This is a genomic window from Enterobacter sp. Acro-832, from assembly GCF_011752745.1.
GTDB classification, from domain to species: Bacteria; Pseudomonadota; Gammaproteobacteria; order Enterobacterales; family Enterobacteriaceae; genus Enterobacter; species Enterobacter quasiroggenkampii.
On sequence record NZ_VWWX01000001.1, the window covers coordinates 650944 to 669786 of the forward strand.

An 18843-nucleotide genomic window follows, 5' to 3' on the forward strand; every position below is an offset into this window, starting at 1 on the left:
TGTTAAGGTTGCGCCCGTCGTTGGGGAGTAGCCGATTTCCTGTTCACAGGAAATGTACGTGTCAACATACTCGTTGAAAAACGTGGCACGTACGGATCGCTTACCGCACATCTTATGTGCATTGCGATCAGGCGAGACCATAGATACATCAACTGCTGTTTACTGGGGGCAGTGATGTGTCATATGGATATCCCCGGTCTGGACGCTGTTATGAATATCTCCGCTACGATCCTTCTCGCTTTTGGCATGTCCATGGACGCCTTCGCTGCTTCCATCGGAAAAGGCGCCACACTACACAAACCTAAATTCTCAGAAGCCCTGCGTACCGGCCTGATTTTTGGCGCTATCGAAACGCTGACCCCGCTTATCGGCTGGGGACTTGGCATGCTCGCCAGCCAGTTCGTGCTGGAGTGGAACCACTGGATTGCCTTCGTCCTGCTGGTGTTCCTCGGAGGCCGAATGGTCATTGAAGGTTTTCGCGGCGGTGATGATGAACACGAGGAGCCGCAGCATCGCCACGGCTTCTGGCTGCTGGTCACCACCGCCATTGCCACCAGCCTTGATGCGATGGCCGTTGGTGTGGGTCTGGCATTTCTGCAGGTCAATATTATCGCCACCGCGCTGGCTATTGGCTGTGCAACCCTGATTATGTCCACGCTGGGCATGATGGTCGGACGGTTTATCGGCCCGCTGCTGGGTAAACGCGCCGAGATCCTCGGGGGAATAGTGCTGATTGGCATTGGCGCCCAGATCCTCTGGGCACACTTCGCCGGTTAATCTTCGCGCTGCCAGATGTGGATGCTGAAGTCCGTCTGGCAGCGAAATGTTGAATGTGCCGCCAGCGTTTCCCACACCTCCGGTTTTGCCCGCCACGCGAACGGCGTCATCTGCAATAACGCGACGGCCTCTTCCCCTTTCAGCGTCATTTCGTACGCCACTGATTCCGCCTGCTTCAGGGTAAAACCGCCCAGCTGCTCTGAATGCGGGGCATGCAGACGCACTTCGTCGTAGATCAGCCCTTTCAGCTCCATCAGATGACGCGGGCCTGGGGTCACGGTGACCACCGATCCACCCGGCTTCACCACGCGCGCCAGCTCCTCTGCCTTACACGGCGCGTAGATACGGATAACCGCGTCCATGCTGGCATCGTCAAACGGCAACCGGTGGCTGGAGGCCACGCAGAACGTCACGTCGGTATAACGCTTTGCCGCCGCGCGTATGGCCACTTTCGACACGTCCAGACCGAATGTCTGCGCGCCCTTCTCACGAGCAACCTCCGCAAACCGTGCGGTGTAGTATCCTTCCCCACAGCCGATATCGAGCATGGCGGTGGCTGAAGCAGGCAGAATGTCATTGAGCATCTGCGCGACGGCCTCCCGCAGCGGCAGATAGTGTCCGGCATCGAGAAACGCGCGGCGCGCCCGCATCATCTCAGCACTGTCGCCAGGATCGCGGGAACGCTTATGCTGGACCGGCAGAAGATTCACGTAGCCTTCTTTTGCCCGGTCAAACTGATGCCCCTGCGGGCAGGTATACCGTTTATCTGAGTGCGTCAGGGGGGCGTGGCAAAGGGGACAGCTGAAGGACATGGCAACTCCGGAGCATAATCAAAGGGCGAAGTGTACCGCTATTCGCCCCTGTTATAAACGCCCGGTTAGCGCATGACGATAAGGTGATCGGATCCCGCCGGTAACCCATCAGGTTTGATATTCTCCAGACGCAGCACGTTACCCATAATCTCACTGAAGACAGGGGCAGAGACGGCCCCGCCGTAGTAAGCCCCGTTTTGCGGATCGTTAATCACCACCACCAGGGCAAAACGCGGATTGCTGGCAGGGGCAACCCCCGCCGTGTAGGCGACGTATTTATCGACATACTTCCCGCTATCATCAATTTTCTTTGCCGTACCGGTTTTCACCGCCACCCGGTAATCACGCACGGCAGCCTTAACGCCTCCGCCACCCGGCAGCGCAACGCTCTCCATCATGTGCTCCACTTCATGGGCAATCTCTTCCGGCATGACGCGATGCCCGATAACGGGGGGATCGATGCGGGTGATCGAGAGCGGACGCTCAAGCCCGTACCCACCAATCGTGGCGTAGACGTGGGCCAGCTGGAGCGGCGTAACCATCAGCCCGTAGCCGAAGGCAAAAGTCGCGCGATCGAGCTGGCTCCAGTATTTACGCTGTGGCAACAGCCCCGAGCTTTCCCCCGTTAAGCCAAGCCCCGTATTGGTGCCAAAACCAAAGTTTCGATAGGTATCGATGAGATGCTGGACAGGCATCGCCAGCGAAAGTCGGGAAACGCCGGTGTCGCTCGATTTTTGCAGGATCCCGGTCATCGTCAGCTCAGGGTAAAAGCCCACGTCGCGAATGCGATGCCCGTCAAGGGTATACGGGTGGGTGTCAATCACGCTGTCCGGCTGGACCAGCCCCTGCTGCAGAGCCGTCATCAGCACCAGCGGCTTGACGGTTGAACCGGGTTCGAACGTATCGCTGATTGCGCGGTTGCGAAAATCGTTTATCGTCGCCCCTTCACGATTATTGGGGTTAAAATCCGGGTAGCTCGCCATGGCGAGGATTTCCCCGGTTGGGATATTAATGAGCACCGACGCCCCCGACTCGGCCTTGTTCCAGGCCACGGCATTGTCGAGCGCATCTTCGGTGATGGTTTGCAGCCGCTCGTCAATACTTAACTGGATGTTATGCGCCGGTGCGGGCGCAATTTCGGTCAGGTTTTCAACCACACGTCCATAGCGATCTTCCCTTACCTGACGCACACCCGGCTTGCCGGTGAGTTGCGCGTTGAAGCTCTTTTCCACACCTTCGATGCCCTGCCCGTCAATATTGGTGAAGCCAATCAGGTTCGCTGCCACATGGCCAGCAGGATAAAAACGGCGGGACTCATCGCGCAAATTGATGCCGGGCAGATTCAGTTTGTCGATCCACTTTGCCTGCGCAGGATCGACCTGACGGGCAAGGTAAATAAAACGGCCCTGCGGATTGGCGTTGATGCGTGCCGAGAGTGTGCCGAGGGAGAGATGCAGCGCGCTGGCCAGCGCCTGCCAGCGCTCATCAAGGCCGACGCCCCCTTTTGCCAGCACCGTTTTAGGATCGGCCCAAACGGCCTGGACAGGCACGCTCACCGCCAGGGGGCGACCCTCACGATCCATTATCATACCGCGCGGCGCATCAATCGCCAGCTGACGGAGGGATCGCATATCCTCCTGCTTCACCAGATTGTCAGGCTTGATGATTTGCAGCCAGGCAACGCGCCCCAGCAGAAAAGCCAGACTACAAAAAATAGCTAAACAGAGCAGAGCAAAACGCGCCGGCGTGAAATTTCCAGTTGCTGTTATCAATGTCTTCTTCACCTGAACCCCAGGGCTGTAAAACAACGCCCTGATTTAACGGGAAAAGACGGCGAGAAGGTGGCGAAACAGTGCTACTAACCTCGCAGCTTTGCAACAAGTTACTAACAAGACCGCGGATGGTAATATTTTGAAAGATAAGGGACATAAAAAAGCCCCGCGACAGGCGAGGCTTTATGTCTGAGAGTGAAGTGCCGGGCACTTCAGTCAGCAGCGGTTCGATCAGATAGCAGTTACGTTAACTGCAGCTGGGCCTTTCTGGCCGTCCTGAATTTCGAACTCAACGTTCTGGCCTTCAGCCAGAGTTTTGAAGCCGTTACCCTGGATTGCAGAGAAGTGTACGAACACGTCTTTGCTGCCGTCAGCAGGAGTAATGAAACCAAAACCTTTAGACTCGTTGAACCACTTAACTTGACCTTTAATCTTTGCCATTTTGCAAAATTCCTTAGAGTGTTTTCTTAGCCCGCAGGCATTAACTGAGATAAAACTGAGACATTACTGCATGAGGCACTAATATAAGGTTCGGCAGAGAAGCGGTATTCAACGACAACGTGTTTACTCAGGACTTCTTTACTGAAAATGCCACACATAAACAGAACTGTACCTCGTTTGACCCAAAACGTGTTATCACACACTATGTTTAATATGGCAAGCCATTTTTAAACATGTCTCGATCCGCCGCACAAATTCGAACAGTGCCTGTCAGGTTTTGCACAATTATGCGCATCACGTACAGACAGCCCTGCTGCGTAACAAAGACCCAGCGTTGCTTTCACAACCGCTGTAATCTAAGACTTTTTTAACATAGCTCAATCATTACGAACCGTCCAGCAAACAGGAAAAGAAATCTTACGTCTTGATTGAGTTAGAACAATTTGTGAAAACTTATGCTTAAATCATTGTAACGCGACCAAATTGTTTCAGAGAAAAAACAGTGTTAATAACCCGCGTCCAGCTGTATTAAAATGCACCAGCGAATAAACAGCGTTATGCACCAAAATAATGAAATTTTTATGACTCTGCATCAAAAGAAGGCAAGCAAAACGTTTCGATAAAAATAAAACATTCCTGCGTGCGCTTACATCAACAATATATGCAACAATTTATCGCTTCGTTTATAAGGATAAATATTCACCAATTTTCAGTATCCTGAAAGAATGGTTAACTGGTGCTAAATTATCGAGTGCGTGAGTTAACTCCTGCACAGGTTCATCTAAGGATTCATCTGCCAGTTCAAACACGCCCCAGTGAATAGGGAACGCCAGAGGTGAGCCCAGCTGCTGCCACAATGCCACCGCAGATTGCGGATCCATATGATGGACAGCCATGAACCATCGTGGGGCATAGGCACCAATCGGTAACGCGGCGGCATCTATCTGGCCCAGGCGTTCAGGAATCAACAGCAGCTCAGGTGAATAACCGGTATCACCGCTGAACCAGAAACGGTGATGCCGTCCTTCCATCACCCAGCCACACCATAAGGAACGATTGCGGTTCCATGGCGTGCGCATGCTCCAGTGCTGTGCCGGTACGGCGGTCAGCGTCATCCCCTGCCAGGTGAAACTCTGCCACCAGTCGAGTTCGACCACGCGTTTTGCTCCCCGGCGACGAAACCAGTCGGCGAGGCCCAAAGGAACAAAAATACTGACGTCGGGAAAGCGTTTGAGGATTCGGCGAAGGGTTGCGTCATCAAGATGATCGTAATGATTATGGGAAATGACGACCGCATCCAGCTGATGAAGTTGCGCGACAGACAGTACGGGGGGTGTCTTACGCTGGGGTCCCAGGAAAGGCAGCGGAGAAGCGCGTCGAGAAAACACCGGATCGGTAAGGATGATATTGCCGTCCAGCTGCAGCAACACGCTCGCGTGTCCGAGCCACCATACCCCATCTTCCTGAGGTTGCGTAAGCTCAACCGGTTGCCACCACTGGCGGATAAAGTCTTCATAACCCAGCGCGGGCGGCTTCGGTAATCCGGCCTCTTTACGCGCTTTACGCCAACGGTCAAGGTCGCCGGGTTGATGTCCGACAGGATCGGTATTACAAAAACCGTTTGGGGTGTGATGTTTCAGGGAGGGGTCATACCAGGGATTTTTCCAGACCACAGCCACCTCCCAGGACAAAAAGATTAACGCTCAGCCACCAGGCGGATAAAGTCGTCTTCGTCTTTGTTATCTTCAGCGACCGCGTCTTTCGGCGCGTCTTTCTCTTCCGGTTCGTTAGCCTCACACAGACGGCGTAGCAGCGCATTCTGACGTTTTTGCTGATCGAGCAGCGCTTCCAGCAGTTCGATCTGCTCGTTAGTACGGGAACTGGCGCGGTTCACGAAAAACCAGATGACCAGCCCCACAAGCAGAACCACCAAAGAAATCATCAGGGATGCTATATTCAGCAGCCCTGAATTCAGTAACTCACCCATTTCACCACCTCAATAAAAACGTCTATTTTACCACTGGCGCGAAGGAAGGAAATCACGTTGAGAAAAAATGTCTATTACCACGGAATAAACTTGTTTATTGCGCAAACGCCGCTAAAAAACTGTACATCCTGATCGCACATCACATTGATCGTCTGCGTCCATAACACCACGCACGCTATCAGCACGATAATCAGAATTACCCAGCGTATTTTTTTCACTCCACACTCCGTCTAAGGACCTGATGTAACGAGATTATCACGCTTATCTTAAACAAGGACTAACTGTGCCTCCATCGCGCTTTTTTTCAGAATCCTGCACTTGTTTCATCGCGTAAACGCTTTACGCTAGCATTACGATAACAACGATAAAAGAGGTAATGATGCGATTCATTATTCGAACAATTATTGCACTGGCCCTTGTCTGGATTGGCCTTCTGTTAACGGGCTATGGCGTGCTCGTGGGGAGCACCGAAAACGCAGCCGGGCTAGGCATTCAGTGTAAATATCTCACAGCACAGGGAATGAGCACTGCCCAGTATCTGCATACTGACAGCGGGATCGTTGGTTTAACCCACTGCCCTGTACTGCGTAAAACATCCGTCGTGATTGATAATGGCTAATCAGCCTGGTGAATGACATACAAAAAACGCCGCATCAGATGCGGCGTTTTTCTCTACCAGCAGGGATTAAAACGGGTAGTCGTGATATCCCATCTGTTCAGAAATTTTCCGTGCCGCAGTGTGCAGAATAGCCACATACTCATGCAGACGCTCTTCGGAGAAGCGTAAGGTTGGGAAGGAGATACTCAAGCCCGCGATCACCACGCCAAAGCGGTCAAATACCGGAACGCCGATGCAGCGCAGCCCCTCTTCCTGCTCTTCGTTATCTTCGCCATATCCCTGCTCGCGCACGCGGTCAAGCACCGTCAGCAGCGCATCCGTGCTGGTAATGGTTCGTGAGGTACTTTGCTTGTATTCCACGCCTTCAAGGATCTGCTTCACTTCCTCGCGATCGCGCCACGCCAGCAGAACTTTACCAATGGCGGTACTGTAGAGCGGGTTGCGTCGACCAATGCGCGAATACATGCGCAGATTGTACATGGAGTCGATTTTATGGATGTAAACGATGCTGTCTTCATCCAGCGCACCGAGATGAATGGTCTCTTTGGTCAGGCGAGAGATTTCACGCATCTGAATGTCAGCGCTGCGGATCAGGTCAACATTTTGTAGCGCACGCGCACCCAATTCAAACAGCTTAAGCGTCAGAGAATACTTTTCAGATTCGCCTTCCTGCGCAACGTATCCCAGGGACTTCATGGTTTGCAAAAAGCGATAAACGGTGCTTTTTGACATCATCACGCGCTGCGACAGCTCTGTAATACCTATTTCACGCTCTTCTCCAAGCGCCTGTAAGATGCCAAACACCTTCAGCACGGAAGAAACAGAATCTGGCTGTTTATCCAAATCCGCAATAGCCATTTACCACCTCATAGCGAGTGTTTTATAAAAATCAGAACCGGTTTTTATTATAAGTTCCCGTCATGTCACCTGCAATCAATCCGCGTTTACTTCGTTACAAATCTGCGACATATCGCGGCTGTAACAATGCTAAAATAGTTACCCTGAGAATAATTTCACGCTGAGCTTTTTACTCCTGATGGAAAAAAATCTTTCTGATGGCCTGCCATTACCCCAACGGTATGGCGCAATAGCGACCATCATTATCGGTATCTCAATGGCCGTCCTTGACGGCGCGATTGCGAACGTTGCCCTGCCAACCATCGCCAGCGACCTGCATGCCTCACCCGCCAGTTCGATTTGGATTGTTAACGCCTACCAGATTGCGATTGTGGTGTCACTGCTCTCGTTCTCTTTCCTCGGCGATATGTTCGGCTACCGCCGGGTATATCAGTGCGGCCTGGTGGTTTTCACTTTTACCTCCCTGCTCTGTGCCCTTTCAGATTCACTGCATACCCTGACGCTTGCGCGTATTGCGCAGGGTTTTGGCGGCGCGGCGCTCATGAGCGTAAACACGGCGCTGATCCGCTTGATTTATCCGCAGCGTCATCTGGGGCGCGGAATGGGGATAAACTCGTTTATTGTCGCCGTCTCTTCTGCCGCCGGGCCAACCATTGCGGCGGCGATCCTCTCCGTTGCGTCATGGCAATGGCTGTTCGCCATTAACGTGCCACTGGGTATCGTCGCCATCTTTTTTGCCCTGCGCTTTCTCCCCGCTAACGGCCCCAAAAGCAGCATGCCGCGCTTCGACGTGGCAAGTGCGGTGATGAATGCCCTGACCTTCGGCCTGCTGATTACGGCGCTAAGCGGCTTTGCGCAGGGACAATCTCTGGTGCTTACCGCCGCGGAGCTCCTCGCCCTGCTGGCGATCGGCTTCTTCTTTGTACGCCGCCAGCTCACCCTGCCAGTTCCTTTGCTGCCCGTTGACCTGCTGCGTATTCCCCTCTTTTCGCTCTCCATCTGCACGTCTGTCTGCTCGTTCTGCGCCCAGATGCTGGCTCTGGTCTCCCTGCCCTTCTTTCTGCAGAGCGTAGTTGGCCGTTCAGAAGTGGAAACCGGGCTGCTGCTCACCCCCTGGCCGCTGGCGACAATGGTGATGGCACCGCTGGCAGGTTATTTAATTGAACGCGTTCATGCCGGTTTATTGGGCGCTTTGGGGCTGGCGGTGATGGCGACAGGCCTTTTCGCGTTAGCATTGTTGCCCTCGTCGCCTTCGGATCTGGACATCATCTGGCGCATGATCCTCTGCGGCGCAGGGTTTGGCCTGTTCCAGTCCCCCAATAATCACACCATTATCACCTCAGCACCACGGCATCGCAGCGGTGGGGCAAGCGGTATGCTGGGAACCGCGCGTCTGCTGGGCCAAAGCAGTGGTGCGGCACTGGTCGCCCTGATGTTTAACCTTGCCGGACAAAACGGTAACCACCTTGCGCTCCTCACCGCAGGCGCCCTTGCCACCCTCGCGGCGGTCGTCAGCGGCCTGCGGGTGACCCAGCCCAGGGTTCAGGCATAAAAAAAGCCGGGCGGAGTGTTCTCCCGCCCGGCTTTTTGTGTTTTGTTGCGTTACTTCAGGTATTCCCCACTGCGCAGCGCTTCAATACGCTTATCCAGCGGCGGGTGAGACATAAACAGCTCGCTCAGCGATTTGGATTTACCGTTAATGCAGAAGGCCATCATGCTGTTCGCTTCCTGCGGCTCGTAGGAGGTTTTCAGACGCTGCAGCGCGGCAATCATCTTCTCACGACCAACCAGCTTCGCAGAGCCGGCATCCGCGTGGAATTCACGGTGACGAGAGAACCACATGGTGATGATGCTCGCCAGAATACCGAATACCAGTTCCAGAACCATCGACACAGCAAAATAGATCAGCGGGTTGCCGTTGCTCTCTTCACCTTCGTCGCGGTTGCCGCCCATGAAGCCCGCGGCAATCTGCGCCAGAATACGGGAGATAAAGATCACGAAGGTGTTTACCACGCCCTGAATCAGGGTCATGGTCACCATGTCACCGTTGGCGATATGGCTGATTTCGTGGGCGATAACCGCTTCGGCTTCGTCACGGCTCATGTTCTGCAGCAGTCCGGTGCTGACAGCAACCAGTGACGCATCGCGACGGGCCCCCGTGGCGAACGCGTTGATATCCGGAGCATGGTAAATGGCCACCTGCGGCATGGCGATCCCGGCCTGACGGGACTGCTGAGCCACCGTATTCATCAGCCACTGTTCCATATCGTTACGGGGTTGCTCAATGACCTCACCCCCTACCGATTTCAGTGCCATCCACTTCGACATCAGCAGGGAGATGAACGAGCCACCAAAACCAAACAGCAGCGCCATAATCAACAGACCCTGAACGCTGCTCGACTGAATTCCTGTCAGGCTTAGCACGAGCCCGAAAACCACCATCACCGCGAGGTTGGTGAGCAGGAAGAGCGCGATTCGCATCATAATTTTCTTTTTACCTCAGTTTAACAAAACGCACTATGCGATTACCCACATCGTATGGGTATTGCGGCTATTTTCAAGCATCCTGAGGGCGTAAGTCACCAGAAAGACACAACTTTACACAATTGAAAATCTGGCTGACGGAAGGATAAAGTACAAAAAGAAACAGGCACAATGTCTTGTGCCTGTTGGGAGGTTATTTTGCCGGAGCGGGCTGTACGGCAGGTTTCTCTTTTTCCTGATTCGCCAGGTCGAGAGCGATATGCACCGTCTCGTCGAGATACGGATCCGGCTCCTGGTAATCTTTTGGCAGATCGTCCAGTTTCTTGAGCAGAGGCTTGCCTTCACGCTTGAAGCGATCGTTGATACGCGCCAGGCGGGTTGCATCATCTTCGTTGTTCTCTTTTTCACGCTGAGCGTAATTAAGAGAAACAATATTCCGCTTATCCTTCAGAGCATTGAATCGCGCAATGTCCTTCATGATGTACTGGAACTCCGGATCTTTCGCGATGCGGTCGTTATGCGCCTTCAGCAACTCAGGGCCAAACTGCGTCATATCACCCGCTTTCACGTAGGTCGCGGCATTGATGCTGTCCCACGGCAAGGCGTTATCTTCAAACTTCTCGCCGGTTTCCGTCTCCTGGGTGCCAGTCGGCATGATGATGTCCGGCGTGACGCCCTTACGCTGCGTACTGCCGCCGTTTACGCGGTAGAATTTCTGAATGGTGTACTGAACCGAGCCCAGCGCAGGCCATTCCGGACGCAGCATCTGATCGTAAATACGATTCAGAGAGCGGTACTGCTGAACAGTGCCTTTCCCGAAGGTTGGCTCACCGACGATCAACGCGCGGCCGTAGTCCTGCATGGCTGCGGCAAAGATCTCAGACGCGGAAGCGCTGAAGCGGTCAACGAGAACAACCAGCGGGCCTTTGTAGTAGACCACACCGTCATTGTCCGCATCTTCGCGCACTTTACCGTTGTTATCGCGCACCTGAACCACCGGGCCAGATGGGATGAACAGGCCAGAGAGAGAAACCGCTTCCGTCAGTGCCCCGCCGCCGTTACTGCGCAGGTCGATGATGATGCTGCTGACGTTCTGCTTTTCAAGCTTCTGCAGCTGAACTTTCACATCGTCAGTCAGCCCGACGTAGAAGCCAGGAATATCCAGGACGCCCACCTTCTCTTTACCCACGGTTTTCACCGACATTTTCACCGCGCGGTCTTCCAGACGGATACGCTCACGGGTCAGGGTAACGATACGGGTTTTGGTGCCTTTTCCGGCTGGCAGAATTTCCAGACGAACCTTGCTGCCTTTCGGACCTTTGATCAGCGCAACCACGTCATCAAGACGCCAGCCGATCACGTCGACCATGTTCTGGCCGGTTTGTCCCACACCCACAATACGATCGCCTACGCTAATCGCTTTGCTTTTAGATGCCGGGCCACCCGCGACCATCGAATTGATCACCGTGTAATCATCGTCCATCTGCAGCACCGCGCCGATACCTTCCAGAGACAGGCTCATTTCGGTATTGAACTGTTCGGTGTTGCGTGGTGAGAGATAGTTGGTGTGCGGATCGATTTCGTGCGCAAAGGCCGTCATGGCCAGCGAGAAGACATCCTCACTGTTGGTCTGGGCCAGGCGACGAATGGCAAATTTGTAACGACGCGTCAGCGTGTCACGGATCTCTTTTTCGTCTTTGCCGGTGAGCTTAAGGCTCAGTTCGTCGTATTTAACTTTGCCGTCCCACAGCGCATTCAGCTCGGCTTCATCTTTTGGCCAGGGCGCTTTGCTGCGGTCCAGATTGAAGGTGTCGTTGCCGGTGAAGTCCATTGGACGTTCCAGCACTTTCAGCGCGTACTGATAGCGTTCGAAGCGGCGCTTTTGCGACAGGTTGTAGAGATCGTAGAACAGATCCAGCTTGCCTGAACGCAACTCATCACCCACCTCGGATTTTCGCTTAGCGAACTGCTCGACATCGCTGGCGAGCAAAACGTTATGGCTGTAATCCAGCAAGTTCAGATAGCGGTCAAAGATTTTGGCCGAAAAGGCCTGATCGAGATCGAACTGACGATAGTGCGAACGGGTGAAACGTGAGGTCACGCGCTCGCTCACCGTCGCGTGCTGCGTCTCCTCCTTGAGTACCGGAATTTGATCAACACGCGTGATATCGTCCACTGCAAAAGCGTGACCTGTTATAGCAAACAGACCCGCCAGCGCGGTGAGCTTAAAAAAAGTGTTCATGCCAGGCTTGGCCTCCGTTTCAGAACAACAAGTGTTCTGCGCGTACAATCATTGACATACCAGAAGTCAGCTGTACACGAACGCCATCTTTGGTGATTTCCAGTACGGTGGCGTCCATAGCATTGTTACCCGCTTTTACCTTCAGTGCCTGACCGACGCTCAGGGCGTTAATGTCAGAAACCGGAGTATGGCGCGGCTCTTCACGAGGCGCACGTGGGGCTTTTGCTGCTGGTTTGTCTGCACGCGGTTTGCGATCGTTATTATCGTGACGACGCGGCGCAGGGCGTGGTTTACGCTCACGACGAGGCGCTTCTTCCTGGCCGTTTGCCGCGGCGGCTTCGCGTTTTTTCGCTTGCTGTTCCGCACGTTGTGCCTGAACGCGTGCTTTGGCTTCTTCCAGCTGCTTGCGCGCATGCTCAACGTGCTGCTCGTCCAGCTCACCGCAAGGGTTGCCGTCGAGATCCACGCGAGTCGCGCCAGGTTTGATACCGTACAGGTAACGCCAGCTCGAAGTATAAAGACGTAAGGCGGAACGCAGCTGAGTTTTGCTGAGGTTCATTTCCCCTTCAACACGCGCCACCAGATCCTGAAAAATACCGACTTTCAGGGGACGAGCTTCGCCTTCCGCGCTGAAGCACTGCGGGAAACGCTCGGCCAGAAATGCGATAACTTCTTTACTGCTATTCAACTTAGGTTGATTTTCCATGAAATTTCCTGATTACAACGGACGTTGCCAACAAGCGCAGGCATGAACAGGCGTCATTATAATGACGCTATCAGTAAATGCTACGTTATCCGTTGATTATCCTGCGACGCTCGCAAAGAATTTTTGATAATCGGTTGCTGCGAGTACGTTTTCCAGATTCGCCACCAGCTCGCGCAGCCCCTGTTCGTCCTCGGTTGTAAAGCGACTGAAGACCGTACTGTCGATGTCCAGAACGCCAATAATCTGATTTTTGACCACCAGCGGCAGAACGATTTCAGAATTACTGGCAGCATCACAGGCAATGTGTCCGTCAAACGCATGAACGTCTTCCACACGCTGGACCTGATTCTCGGCCACCGCCGTGCCGCATACGCCACGCCCAACCGGGATACGCACGCACGCCAGCTTTCCCTGGAACGGACCGAGCACCAGCGTTTCACCTTCCAGAAGGTAAAAGCCCGCCCAGTTTACGTCAGAGAGACGTTCAAACAGCAATGCGCTAGTATTTGCCAGAGTGGCTAAGAAGCTGGTCTCACCCGCCATCAATGCCTTAAAATCGCGGTTCAGATCCGCGTAGAATTCTGTTTTGTTCATTATTCAATCACTTAGTTGTCTTACAAAATTACCGCATAGCCTATTAAAATAAGCATTAAATGCGCTCATGCTCAAGATGAATCCGTTCATGAGTTATTATAACTTTCAACAATACTTATTTGTGCGCAGCTGATGGCCTTAAAAACAACCAAAATTACGCCGACGAGAAAGATAACTGTCCATACGGTAAGCGAAGCTTTGCCTCGTGCACATTATCAGCGTTGCCCCCAGTGCGATACGCTTTTTATGTTGCCGAAGATGAAATCGCACCAAAGTGCCTTCTGTCCCCGCTGCGACGCTAAAATTCGCGATGGCCGCGACTGGTCGTTGACCCGCCTCGCCGCCATGGCCGTCACCATGCTGCTGCTGATGCCCTTCGCCTGGAGCGAACCGCTGCTGAAGCTCTACCTGCTTGGCGTGCGCATTGATGCCAACGTGCTGCAGGGTATCTGGCAGATGACCCGTCAGGGCGATCCAATTACCGCCGCCATGGTGCTGTTCTGCACCGTTGGCGCACCGCTGGTGCTGGTTGCCGCCATTGCCTATCTCTGGTTTGGCAATATTCTTGGCATGAACCTTCGCCCGGTGCTGCTGATGCTGGATAAGCTCAAAGAGTGGGTCATGCTGGATATTTATCTGGTCGGCGTGGGCGTTGCGTCCATAAAAGTCCAGGACTACGCCTTTTTGCAGCCCGGCATTGGACTCTTCGCTTTCATCTGTCTGGTGTTGCTGAGCATCCTGACGCTGATTCACCTGAACGTTGAGCAGCTCTGGGAGCGTTTTTACCCTCAGCGCCCCGCCACGCGCCCCGATGAAAATCTGCGCGTCTGTCTGGGCTGTCACTATACCGGGTTACCCGACCCGCGCGGACGCTGCCCGCGGTGCCACATTCCATTACGGCTGCGGCGCAACAACAGCCTGCAAAAATGCTGGGCCGCGCTGATTGCCTCCCTGGTATTCCTGATCCCCGCCAATATGCTGCCGATTTCCATCATTTACGTGAATGGCGGACGTCAGGAGGATACTATCCTCTCCGGGATTATCTCCCTTGCGCACAGCAATGTCGGGGTGGCGGCGATCGTCTTTATTGCCAGTATCCTGGTTCCCTTTACCAAAGTGGTAGTGATGATTACCCTGCTCATCAGCATTCACTTAAAGTGTGAACAAGGTTTACGGACCCGCATTCTGCTTCTGCGATTCGTCACCTGGATTGGCCGCTGGTCAATGTTAGATTTGTTCGTGATTTCGCTGATGATGTCGCTCATCAATCGCGATCAGTTACTTGCTTTTACAATGGGACCCGCGGCTTTTTATTTCGGCTCTGCGGTGATATTGACTATTCTTGCTGTGGAATGGCTGGATAGCCGCTTACTTTGGGATGCACATGAGTCAGGAAACCCCCGCTTCGCCGACTGAAGCGAGAATTAAAACAAAACGCCGCATTTCGCCATTCTGGTTGCTGCCCGTCATCGCCCTGATGATTGCAGGCTGGCTTATCTGGACAAGCTATGAAGATCGCGGGAGTACGGTCACCATTGATTTCCAGACCGCCGACGGCATCGTCGCCGGACGAACGCCCGTTCGCTTCCAGGGGGTTGAGGTCGGTACGGTTCAGGATATCTCCCTTGGAAAAGGGCTGAACAAGATTCAGGTGCGGGTCAGCATTAAATCTGACATGCAGGATGCCCTGCGCAGCGAAACGCAGTTCTGGCTGGTGACGCCCAAAGCCTCTCTGGCCGGTGTCTCCGGGCTGGATGCGCTCGTGGGCGGGAACTATATTGGCATGATGCCGGGCAAAGGCGAGCCGCAGGATCACTTTGTTGCGCTGGATACGCAGCCCAAATACCGTCTTAATAACGGCGATTTGATGATTCATCTCCAGGCGCCGGACCTCGGTTCCCTGAACAGTGGCTCCCTGGTCTATTTCCGTAAGATCCCGGTGGGCCGCGTGTACGATTACTCGATTAACCCGAACAAACAGGGCGTCACCATTGATGTGCTGATCGAGCGTCGCTTCACCAATCTGGTGAAAAAGGGCAGCCGCTTCTGGAACGTGTCCGGCGTGGATGCCGACCTCAGCCTGAGCGGCGCCAAAGTGAAGCTGGAAAGTCTGGCCGCCCTGGTGAACGGCGCCATTGCCTTTGACTCCCCGGAAAACTCGAGCCCTGCCACCGCTGATGACACGTTCGGATTGTACGCCGACCTGGCGCACAGCCAGCGCGGCGTGATCGTCAAACTTGCCCTGCCCGATGCTAAGGGGCTAAAAGCGGGTTCAACGCCGCTGATGTATCAGGGTCTGCAGGTCGGCCAGCTCACCAAAATGACGCTCAACCCGGGCGGGTCGGTCACCGGCGAAATGACGGTCGATCCGAGCGTGGTCGATCTCCTGCGCGAGAAAACGCGCATCGAAATGCGCAGTCCAAAGATCTCGCTGAACGATACCAGCCTCAGCACGCTGTTGACCGGCAATACCTTTGAGCTGATCCCGGGTGAAGGACAGCCCAGCAACAGCTTCGTGATTGCTCCGGCGGATAAAGCTCTGTTGCAAAAACCGGGCGTGGTGACGGTTACCCTGAATGCGCCTGAAAGCTATGGGATTGAAGCCGGTCAGCCGTTGATTTTACACGGCGTGCAGGTGGGACAGGTGCTGGAGCGCAAGCTCTCCGCAGAGGGGGTGCAATTCTCCGTCGCCATCGACCCGCAATACAGAGACCTGGTGCACGGTGACAGTAAATTCGTGGTGAACAGTCGCGTCGACGTGAAAGTGGGTCTGGACGGCGTGGAGTTTCTCGGTGCCAGCGCCAGCGAATGGGTCAACGGCGGTATCCGCATTTTACCAGGGGATAAAGGCCCCGTGCGCGACAGCTACCCGCTGTATGCTAACCTGGAGAAAGCGATTGAAAACAGCCTGAGCGATCTTCCTACCACCACGCTGACGTTAAGCGCCGAGACCCTGCCGGACGTTCAGGCGGGCTCCGTGGTGCTGTATCGCAAGTTTGAAGTCGGGGAAGTGATTACCGTACGCCCGCGTGCCGACGCCTTTGATATCGAACTGCACATCAAGCCGGAGTACCGCAAGCTGCTGACGCCAAACAGCGTCTTCTGGGCCGAAGGCGGCGCGAAAGTTCAGCTTAACGGTAACGGACTGACCGTGCAGGCCTCTCCGCTGTCACGCGCGCTGCGGGGGGCGATTAGCTTCGATAACCTCAGCGGTGCGGGCGCGAATCTGCGCAAGGGCGATAAACGTATTCTCTTCCCGTCCGAGACCGCCGCCCGTGCTGTGGGTGGGCAGATTACCCTGCACGCGTTTGACGCCGGTAAGCTGGCGGAAGGTATGCCCATCCGCTATCTGGGTATTGATATCGGGCAGATCCAGAAGCTGACGCTGATCACCTCGCGTAACGAGGTGCAGGCCACCGCCGTACTTTACCCGGAATATGTGCAGACCTTTGCCCGGACGGGTACGCGCTTCTCGGTGGTCACGCCGCAGATCTCGGCCGCAGGCGTTGAGCATCTCGATACCATTTTGCAGCCGTACATCAACGTGGAGCCAGGCCAAGGCAATGCCCGTCGTGATTTCGAGCTGCAGGAAGCCACGATCACCGACTCGCGCTACCTTGGCGGCCTGAGCATCGTGGTGGAAGTGCCGGAAGCGGGCTCGCTGAGCATCGGCACCCCTGTGCTGTTCCGCGGTATTGAAGTAGGTACGGTCACGGGCCTGACGCTCGGTACGCTCTCCGACCGCGTAATGGTGGCGTTGCGCATCAGTGAACGCTACCAGCACCTGGTACGTAATAACTCGGTATTCTGGCTGGCATCCGGCTATTCGCTGGACTTTGGCCTGACGGGAGGCGTGGTGAAAACCGGCACCTTCAACCAGTTCATTCGCGGTGGCATTGCTTTTGCCACGCCGCCGGGAACGCCGCTGGCACCGAAAGCGCAGCCGGGTAAACACTTCCTGCTGCTCGAAAGCGAACCAAAAGAGTGGCGCGAATGGGGAACCGCCCTGCCGCGTTAATCTGCAAGGCTCCGGTGTCAACGCACCGGAGCCTTTATGCTACACTGCGCACCTGAACTTTTCCCTGTGGTGTGCCCGTGGCTCAAAACTCCGTATTTCTTCCTGAACAATTCCTCGCGCAGATGCGCGAGGCGCTTCCTTCTCACCTGTCGTTAGACGATTTTATCGCCGCCTGCCAGCGTCCGTTACGCCGCAGTATTCGCGTCAATACGCTGAAAATCAGCGTCGAGGATTTTCTGGCGCTGGTCGCGCCCTACAGCTGGCAGCTTACGCCGGTACCGTGGTGCGCAGAGGGGTTCTGGATCGAGCGCGATGACGAAGACGCCGTGCCGCTGGGAAGTACCGCGGAACATCTGAGCGGTCTGTTCTATATCCAGGAGGCCAGCTCAATGCTGCCGGTGGCTGCCCTGTTCGCAGAGGGCAACGCGCCCGCTCGCGTGATGGATGTGGCCGCGGCGCCTGGCTCAAAAACCACGCAAATTGCCGCCCGCATGGGTAACCGCGGTGCGATCCTCGCCAACGAGTTTTCCGCCAGCCGCGTGAAGGTATTGCATGCCAACATCAGCCGCTGCGGTATTCATAATGTTGCCCTGACGCACTTCGACGGACGCGTGTTTGGCGCCGCCTTGCCGGAAGCCTTCGACGCCATCCTGCTGGATGCCCCTTGCTCCGGCGAAGGGGTGGTGCGTAAAGATCCCGATGCGTTAAAGAACTGGTCCGTGGAAAGCAACCTTGAGATCGCCGCCACGCAGCGGGAGCTGATCGAGAGCGCATTCCATGCCCTGCGCCCTGGCGGCACGCTGGTCTATTCAACGTGTACCTTAAACCGCGATGAAAACGAAGACGTCTGTTTGTGGCTGAAAGCGCAATACCCGGATGCGGTCGAGTTCCTGCCGCTCGACGATCTGTTTGCCTCAGCACAGGAGGCGGCCACCCCTGAGGGTTTCCTTCATGTGTTCCCACAGATTTACGACTGCGAAGGCTTCTTTGTGGCGCGTCTGCGTAAAACACAGGCAGTTGCTCCCCTGCCCGCACCTAAATTCAAGGTCGGCAACTTCCCGTTTGCCCCCCTCAAAGGTCGCGATGCAGCACAGCTTGTCGCCGCCGCCGAAAAAATTGGCCTGGTCTGGGATGAGAGCCTGCGCCTCTGGACCCGTGATAAAGAGGTATGGCTGTTCCCGGCTGAGATCGAACCGCTCATCGGAAAGGTCCGTTTTTCCCGAATCGGGATCCGCCTGGCGGAAGTGCATAATAAAGGCTATCGCTGGCAGCATGAGGCCGTCATCGCCCTTGCCGGGCACGAAAATGCCTTTGCCCTGACGCATCAGGAAGCCGAAGAGTGGTACCGTGGTCGCGATGTCTATCCTGACAGCACGCCATCAGGCGATGAAGTGATCGTGACGTATCAGGGATACCCGCTCGGGCTGGCAAAAAAAGTCGGTTCACGACTGAAAAACAGCTATCCGCGCGAGCTGGTTCGCGATGGACGGCTGTTTACCGGTAACGATCGCACGGCCTGAAAAAAAGCGCATT

At 54.9% G+C, this 18843-nt stretch carries 17 protein-coding genes, 1 pseudogene and 1 riboswitch; of the genes and pseudogenes, 6 read left to right on the plus strand and 12 right to left on the minus strand.

Annotated elements, in window-relative coordinates; all coding sequences use genetic code 11:
* The first annotated feature begins 10 nt into the window (after positions 1 to 10).
* Positions 11 to 200, plus strand: a riboswitch (yybP-ykoY riboswitch).
* Positions 201 to 210: 10 nt separating this feature from the next.
* Positions 211 to 777, plus strand: coding sequence for a manganese efflux pump MntP (gene mntP / locus F3J31_RS03000; RefSeq protein WP_045908281.1), 567 nt, complete (start codon positions 211 to 213; stop codon positions 775 to 777).
* On the opposite strand, the gene rlmA is transcribed toward mntP, so the two are convergent.
* From rlmA to mgrB, 7 genes and pseudogenes are all read right to left on the minus strand, one after another.
* Positions 774 to 1589: a 23S rRNA (guanine(745)-N(1))-methyltransferase gene (gene rlmA / locus F3J31_RS03005; protein ID WP_048029443.1), complete on the minus strand. Its 816-nt coding sequence runs from the start codon at positions 1587 to 1589 to the stop codon at positions 774 to 776. The two genes, mntP and rlmA, sit on opposite strands and share 4 nt — an antisense overlap.
* A 65-nt stretch (positions 1590 to 1654) precedes the next feature.
* Positions 1655 to 3373 carry a peptidoglycan glycosyltransferase FtsI gene (gene ftsI, locus F3J31_RS03010; protein ID WP_045908232.1) on the minus strand — a complete coding sequence of 573 codons (1719 nt, stop codon included), beginning with the start codon at positions 3371 to 3373 and terminating at the stop codon, positions 1655 to 1657.
* Positions 3374 to 3592: 219 nt separating this feature from the next.
* On the minus strand, positions 3593 to 3802 hold the full coding sequence (gene cspE / locus F3J31_RS03015; protein ID WP_001062678.1) for a transcription antiterminator/RNA stability regulator CspE: 210 nt from the start codon (positions 3800 to 3802) through the stop codon (positions 3593 to 3595).
* Between the two features lie 13 nt (positions 3803 to 3815).
* Positions 3816 to 3960, minus strand: a pseudogene (locus F3J31_RS03020) (DUF2627 domain-containing protein).
* Positions 3961 to 4485: 525 nt separating this feature from the next.
* Complete coding sequence (locus tag F3J31_RS03025; RefSeq protein ID WP_167211260.1) at positions 4486 to 5475, minus strand: MBL fold metallo-hydrolase; 990 nt, start codon at positions 5473 to 5475, stop codon at positions 4486 to 4488.
* 23 nt (positions 5476 to 5498) lie between these two features.
* Positions 5499 to 5789 (minus strand): YebO family protein, encoded by a 291-nt coding sequence (locus F3J31_RS03030; RefSeq protein ID WP_024909723.1) that lies wholly within the window; start codon positions 5787 to 5789, stop codon positions 5499 to 5501.
* 74 nt (positions 5790 to 5863) lie between these two features.
* A complete protein-coding gene (gene mgrB / locus F3J31_RS03035) occupies positions 5864 to 6007 on the minus strand; it encodes a PhoP/PhoQ regulator MgrB (protein WP_006175995.1) in 144 nt (47 codons plus the stop codon).
* Positions 6008 to 6168: 161 nt separating this feature from the next.
* Here mgrB and F3J31_RS03040 point away from each other — a divergent pair, with 161 nt between their 5' ends.
* A complete protein-coding gene (locus F3J31_RS03040) occupies positions 6169 to 6408 on the plus strand; it encodes a YobH family protein (RefSeq protein ID WP_045908230.1) in 240 nt (79 codons plus the stop codon).
* 66 nt (positions 6409 to 6474) lie between these two features.
* Here F3J31_RS03040 and kdgR read toward each other — a convergent pair whose 3' ends face one another.
* Positions 6475 to 7266: a DNA-binding transcriptional regulator KdgR gene (gene kdgR, locus F3J31_RS03045; RefSeq protein WP_023312208.1), complete on the minus strand. Its 792-nt coding sequence runs from the start codon at positions 7264 to 7266 to the stop codon at positions 6475 to 6477.
* A gap of 178 nt (positions 7267 to 7444) precedes the next feature.
* On the opposite strand from kdgR, the gene F3J31_RS03050 reads away from it, so the two are divergent.
* Positions 7445 to 8818 (plus strand): MFS transporter, encoded by a 1374-nt coding sequence (locus F3J31_RS03050; RefSeq protein ID WP_167211263.1) that lies wholly within the window; start codon positions 7445 to 7447, stop codon positions 8816 to 8818.
* Between the two features lie 50 nt (positions 8819 to 8868).
* Here the strand turns inward: F3J31_RS03050 and htpX are convergent, their stop codons facing one another.
* The 4 genes from htpX to F3J31_RS03070 all read right to left on the minus strand — a co-directional run bounded on the left by htpX (position 8869) and on the right by F3J31_RS03070 (position 13292).
* A complete protein-coding gene (htpX, locus tag F3J31_RS03055; protein ID WP_014884290.1) occupies positions 8869 to 9750 on the minus strand; it encodes a protease HtpX in 882 nt (293 codons plus the stop codon).
* A 193-nt stretch (positions 9751 to 9943) separates the two neighbouring features.
* The gene (gene prc, locus F3J31_RS03060; RefSeq protein ID WP_025910096.1) at positions 9944 to 11992 is read right to left on the minus strand and encodes a carboxy terminal-processing peptidase; all 2049 of its coding nucleotides are present in this window, start codon (positions 11990 to 11992) and stop codon (positions 9944 to 9946) included.
* Positions 11993 to 12011: 19 nt separating this feature from the next.
* The gene (proQ, locus tag F3J31_RS03065; RefSeq protein ID WP_014884292.1) at positions 12012 to 12698 is read right to left on the minus strand and encodes an RNA chaperone ProQ; all 687 of its coding nucleotides are present in this window, start codon (positions 12696 to 12698) and stop codon (positions 12012 to 12014) included.
* A gap of 96 nt (positions 12699 to 12794) precedes the next feature.
* Positions 12795 to 13292 (minus strand): GAF domain-containing protein, encoded by a 498-nt coding sequence (locus tag F3J31_RS03070; protein WP_008500476.1) that lies wholly within the window; start codon positions 13290 to 13292, stop codon positions 12795 to 12797.
* Between the two features lie 132 nt (positions 13293 to 13424).
* On the opposite strand from F3J31_RS03070, the gene yebS reads away from it, so the two are divergent.
* The 3 genes from yebS to rsmF all read left to right on the plus strand — a co-directional run bounded on the left by yebS (position 13425) and on the right by rsmF (position 18830).
* Positions 13425 to 14708, plus strand: coding sequence for a membrane integrity lipid transport subunit YebS (gene yebS, locus F3J31_RS03075; RefSeq protein ID WP_045908227.1), 1284 nt, complete (start codon positions 13425 to 13427; stop codon positions 14706 to 14708).
* Entirely contained in the window at positions 14677 to 17310 is a 2634-nt protein-coding gene (locus tag F3J31_RS03080) for a PqiB family protein (protein ID WP_164712082.1), read from the plus strand. Before yebS ends, F3J31_RS03080 begins: the two co-directional genes overlap by 32 nt.
* A 77-nt stretch (positions 17311 to 17387) precedes the next feature.
* Complete coding sequence (gene rsmF / locus F3J31_RS03085; protein ID WP_167211266.1) at positions 17388 to 18830, plus strand: 16S rRNA (cytosine(1407)-C(5))-methyltransferase RsmF; 1443 nt, start codon at positions 17388 to 17390, stop codon at positions 18828 to 18830.
* Positions 18831 to 18843 lie beyond the last annotated feature (13 nt).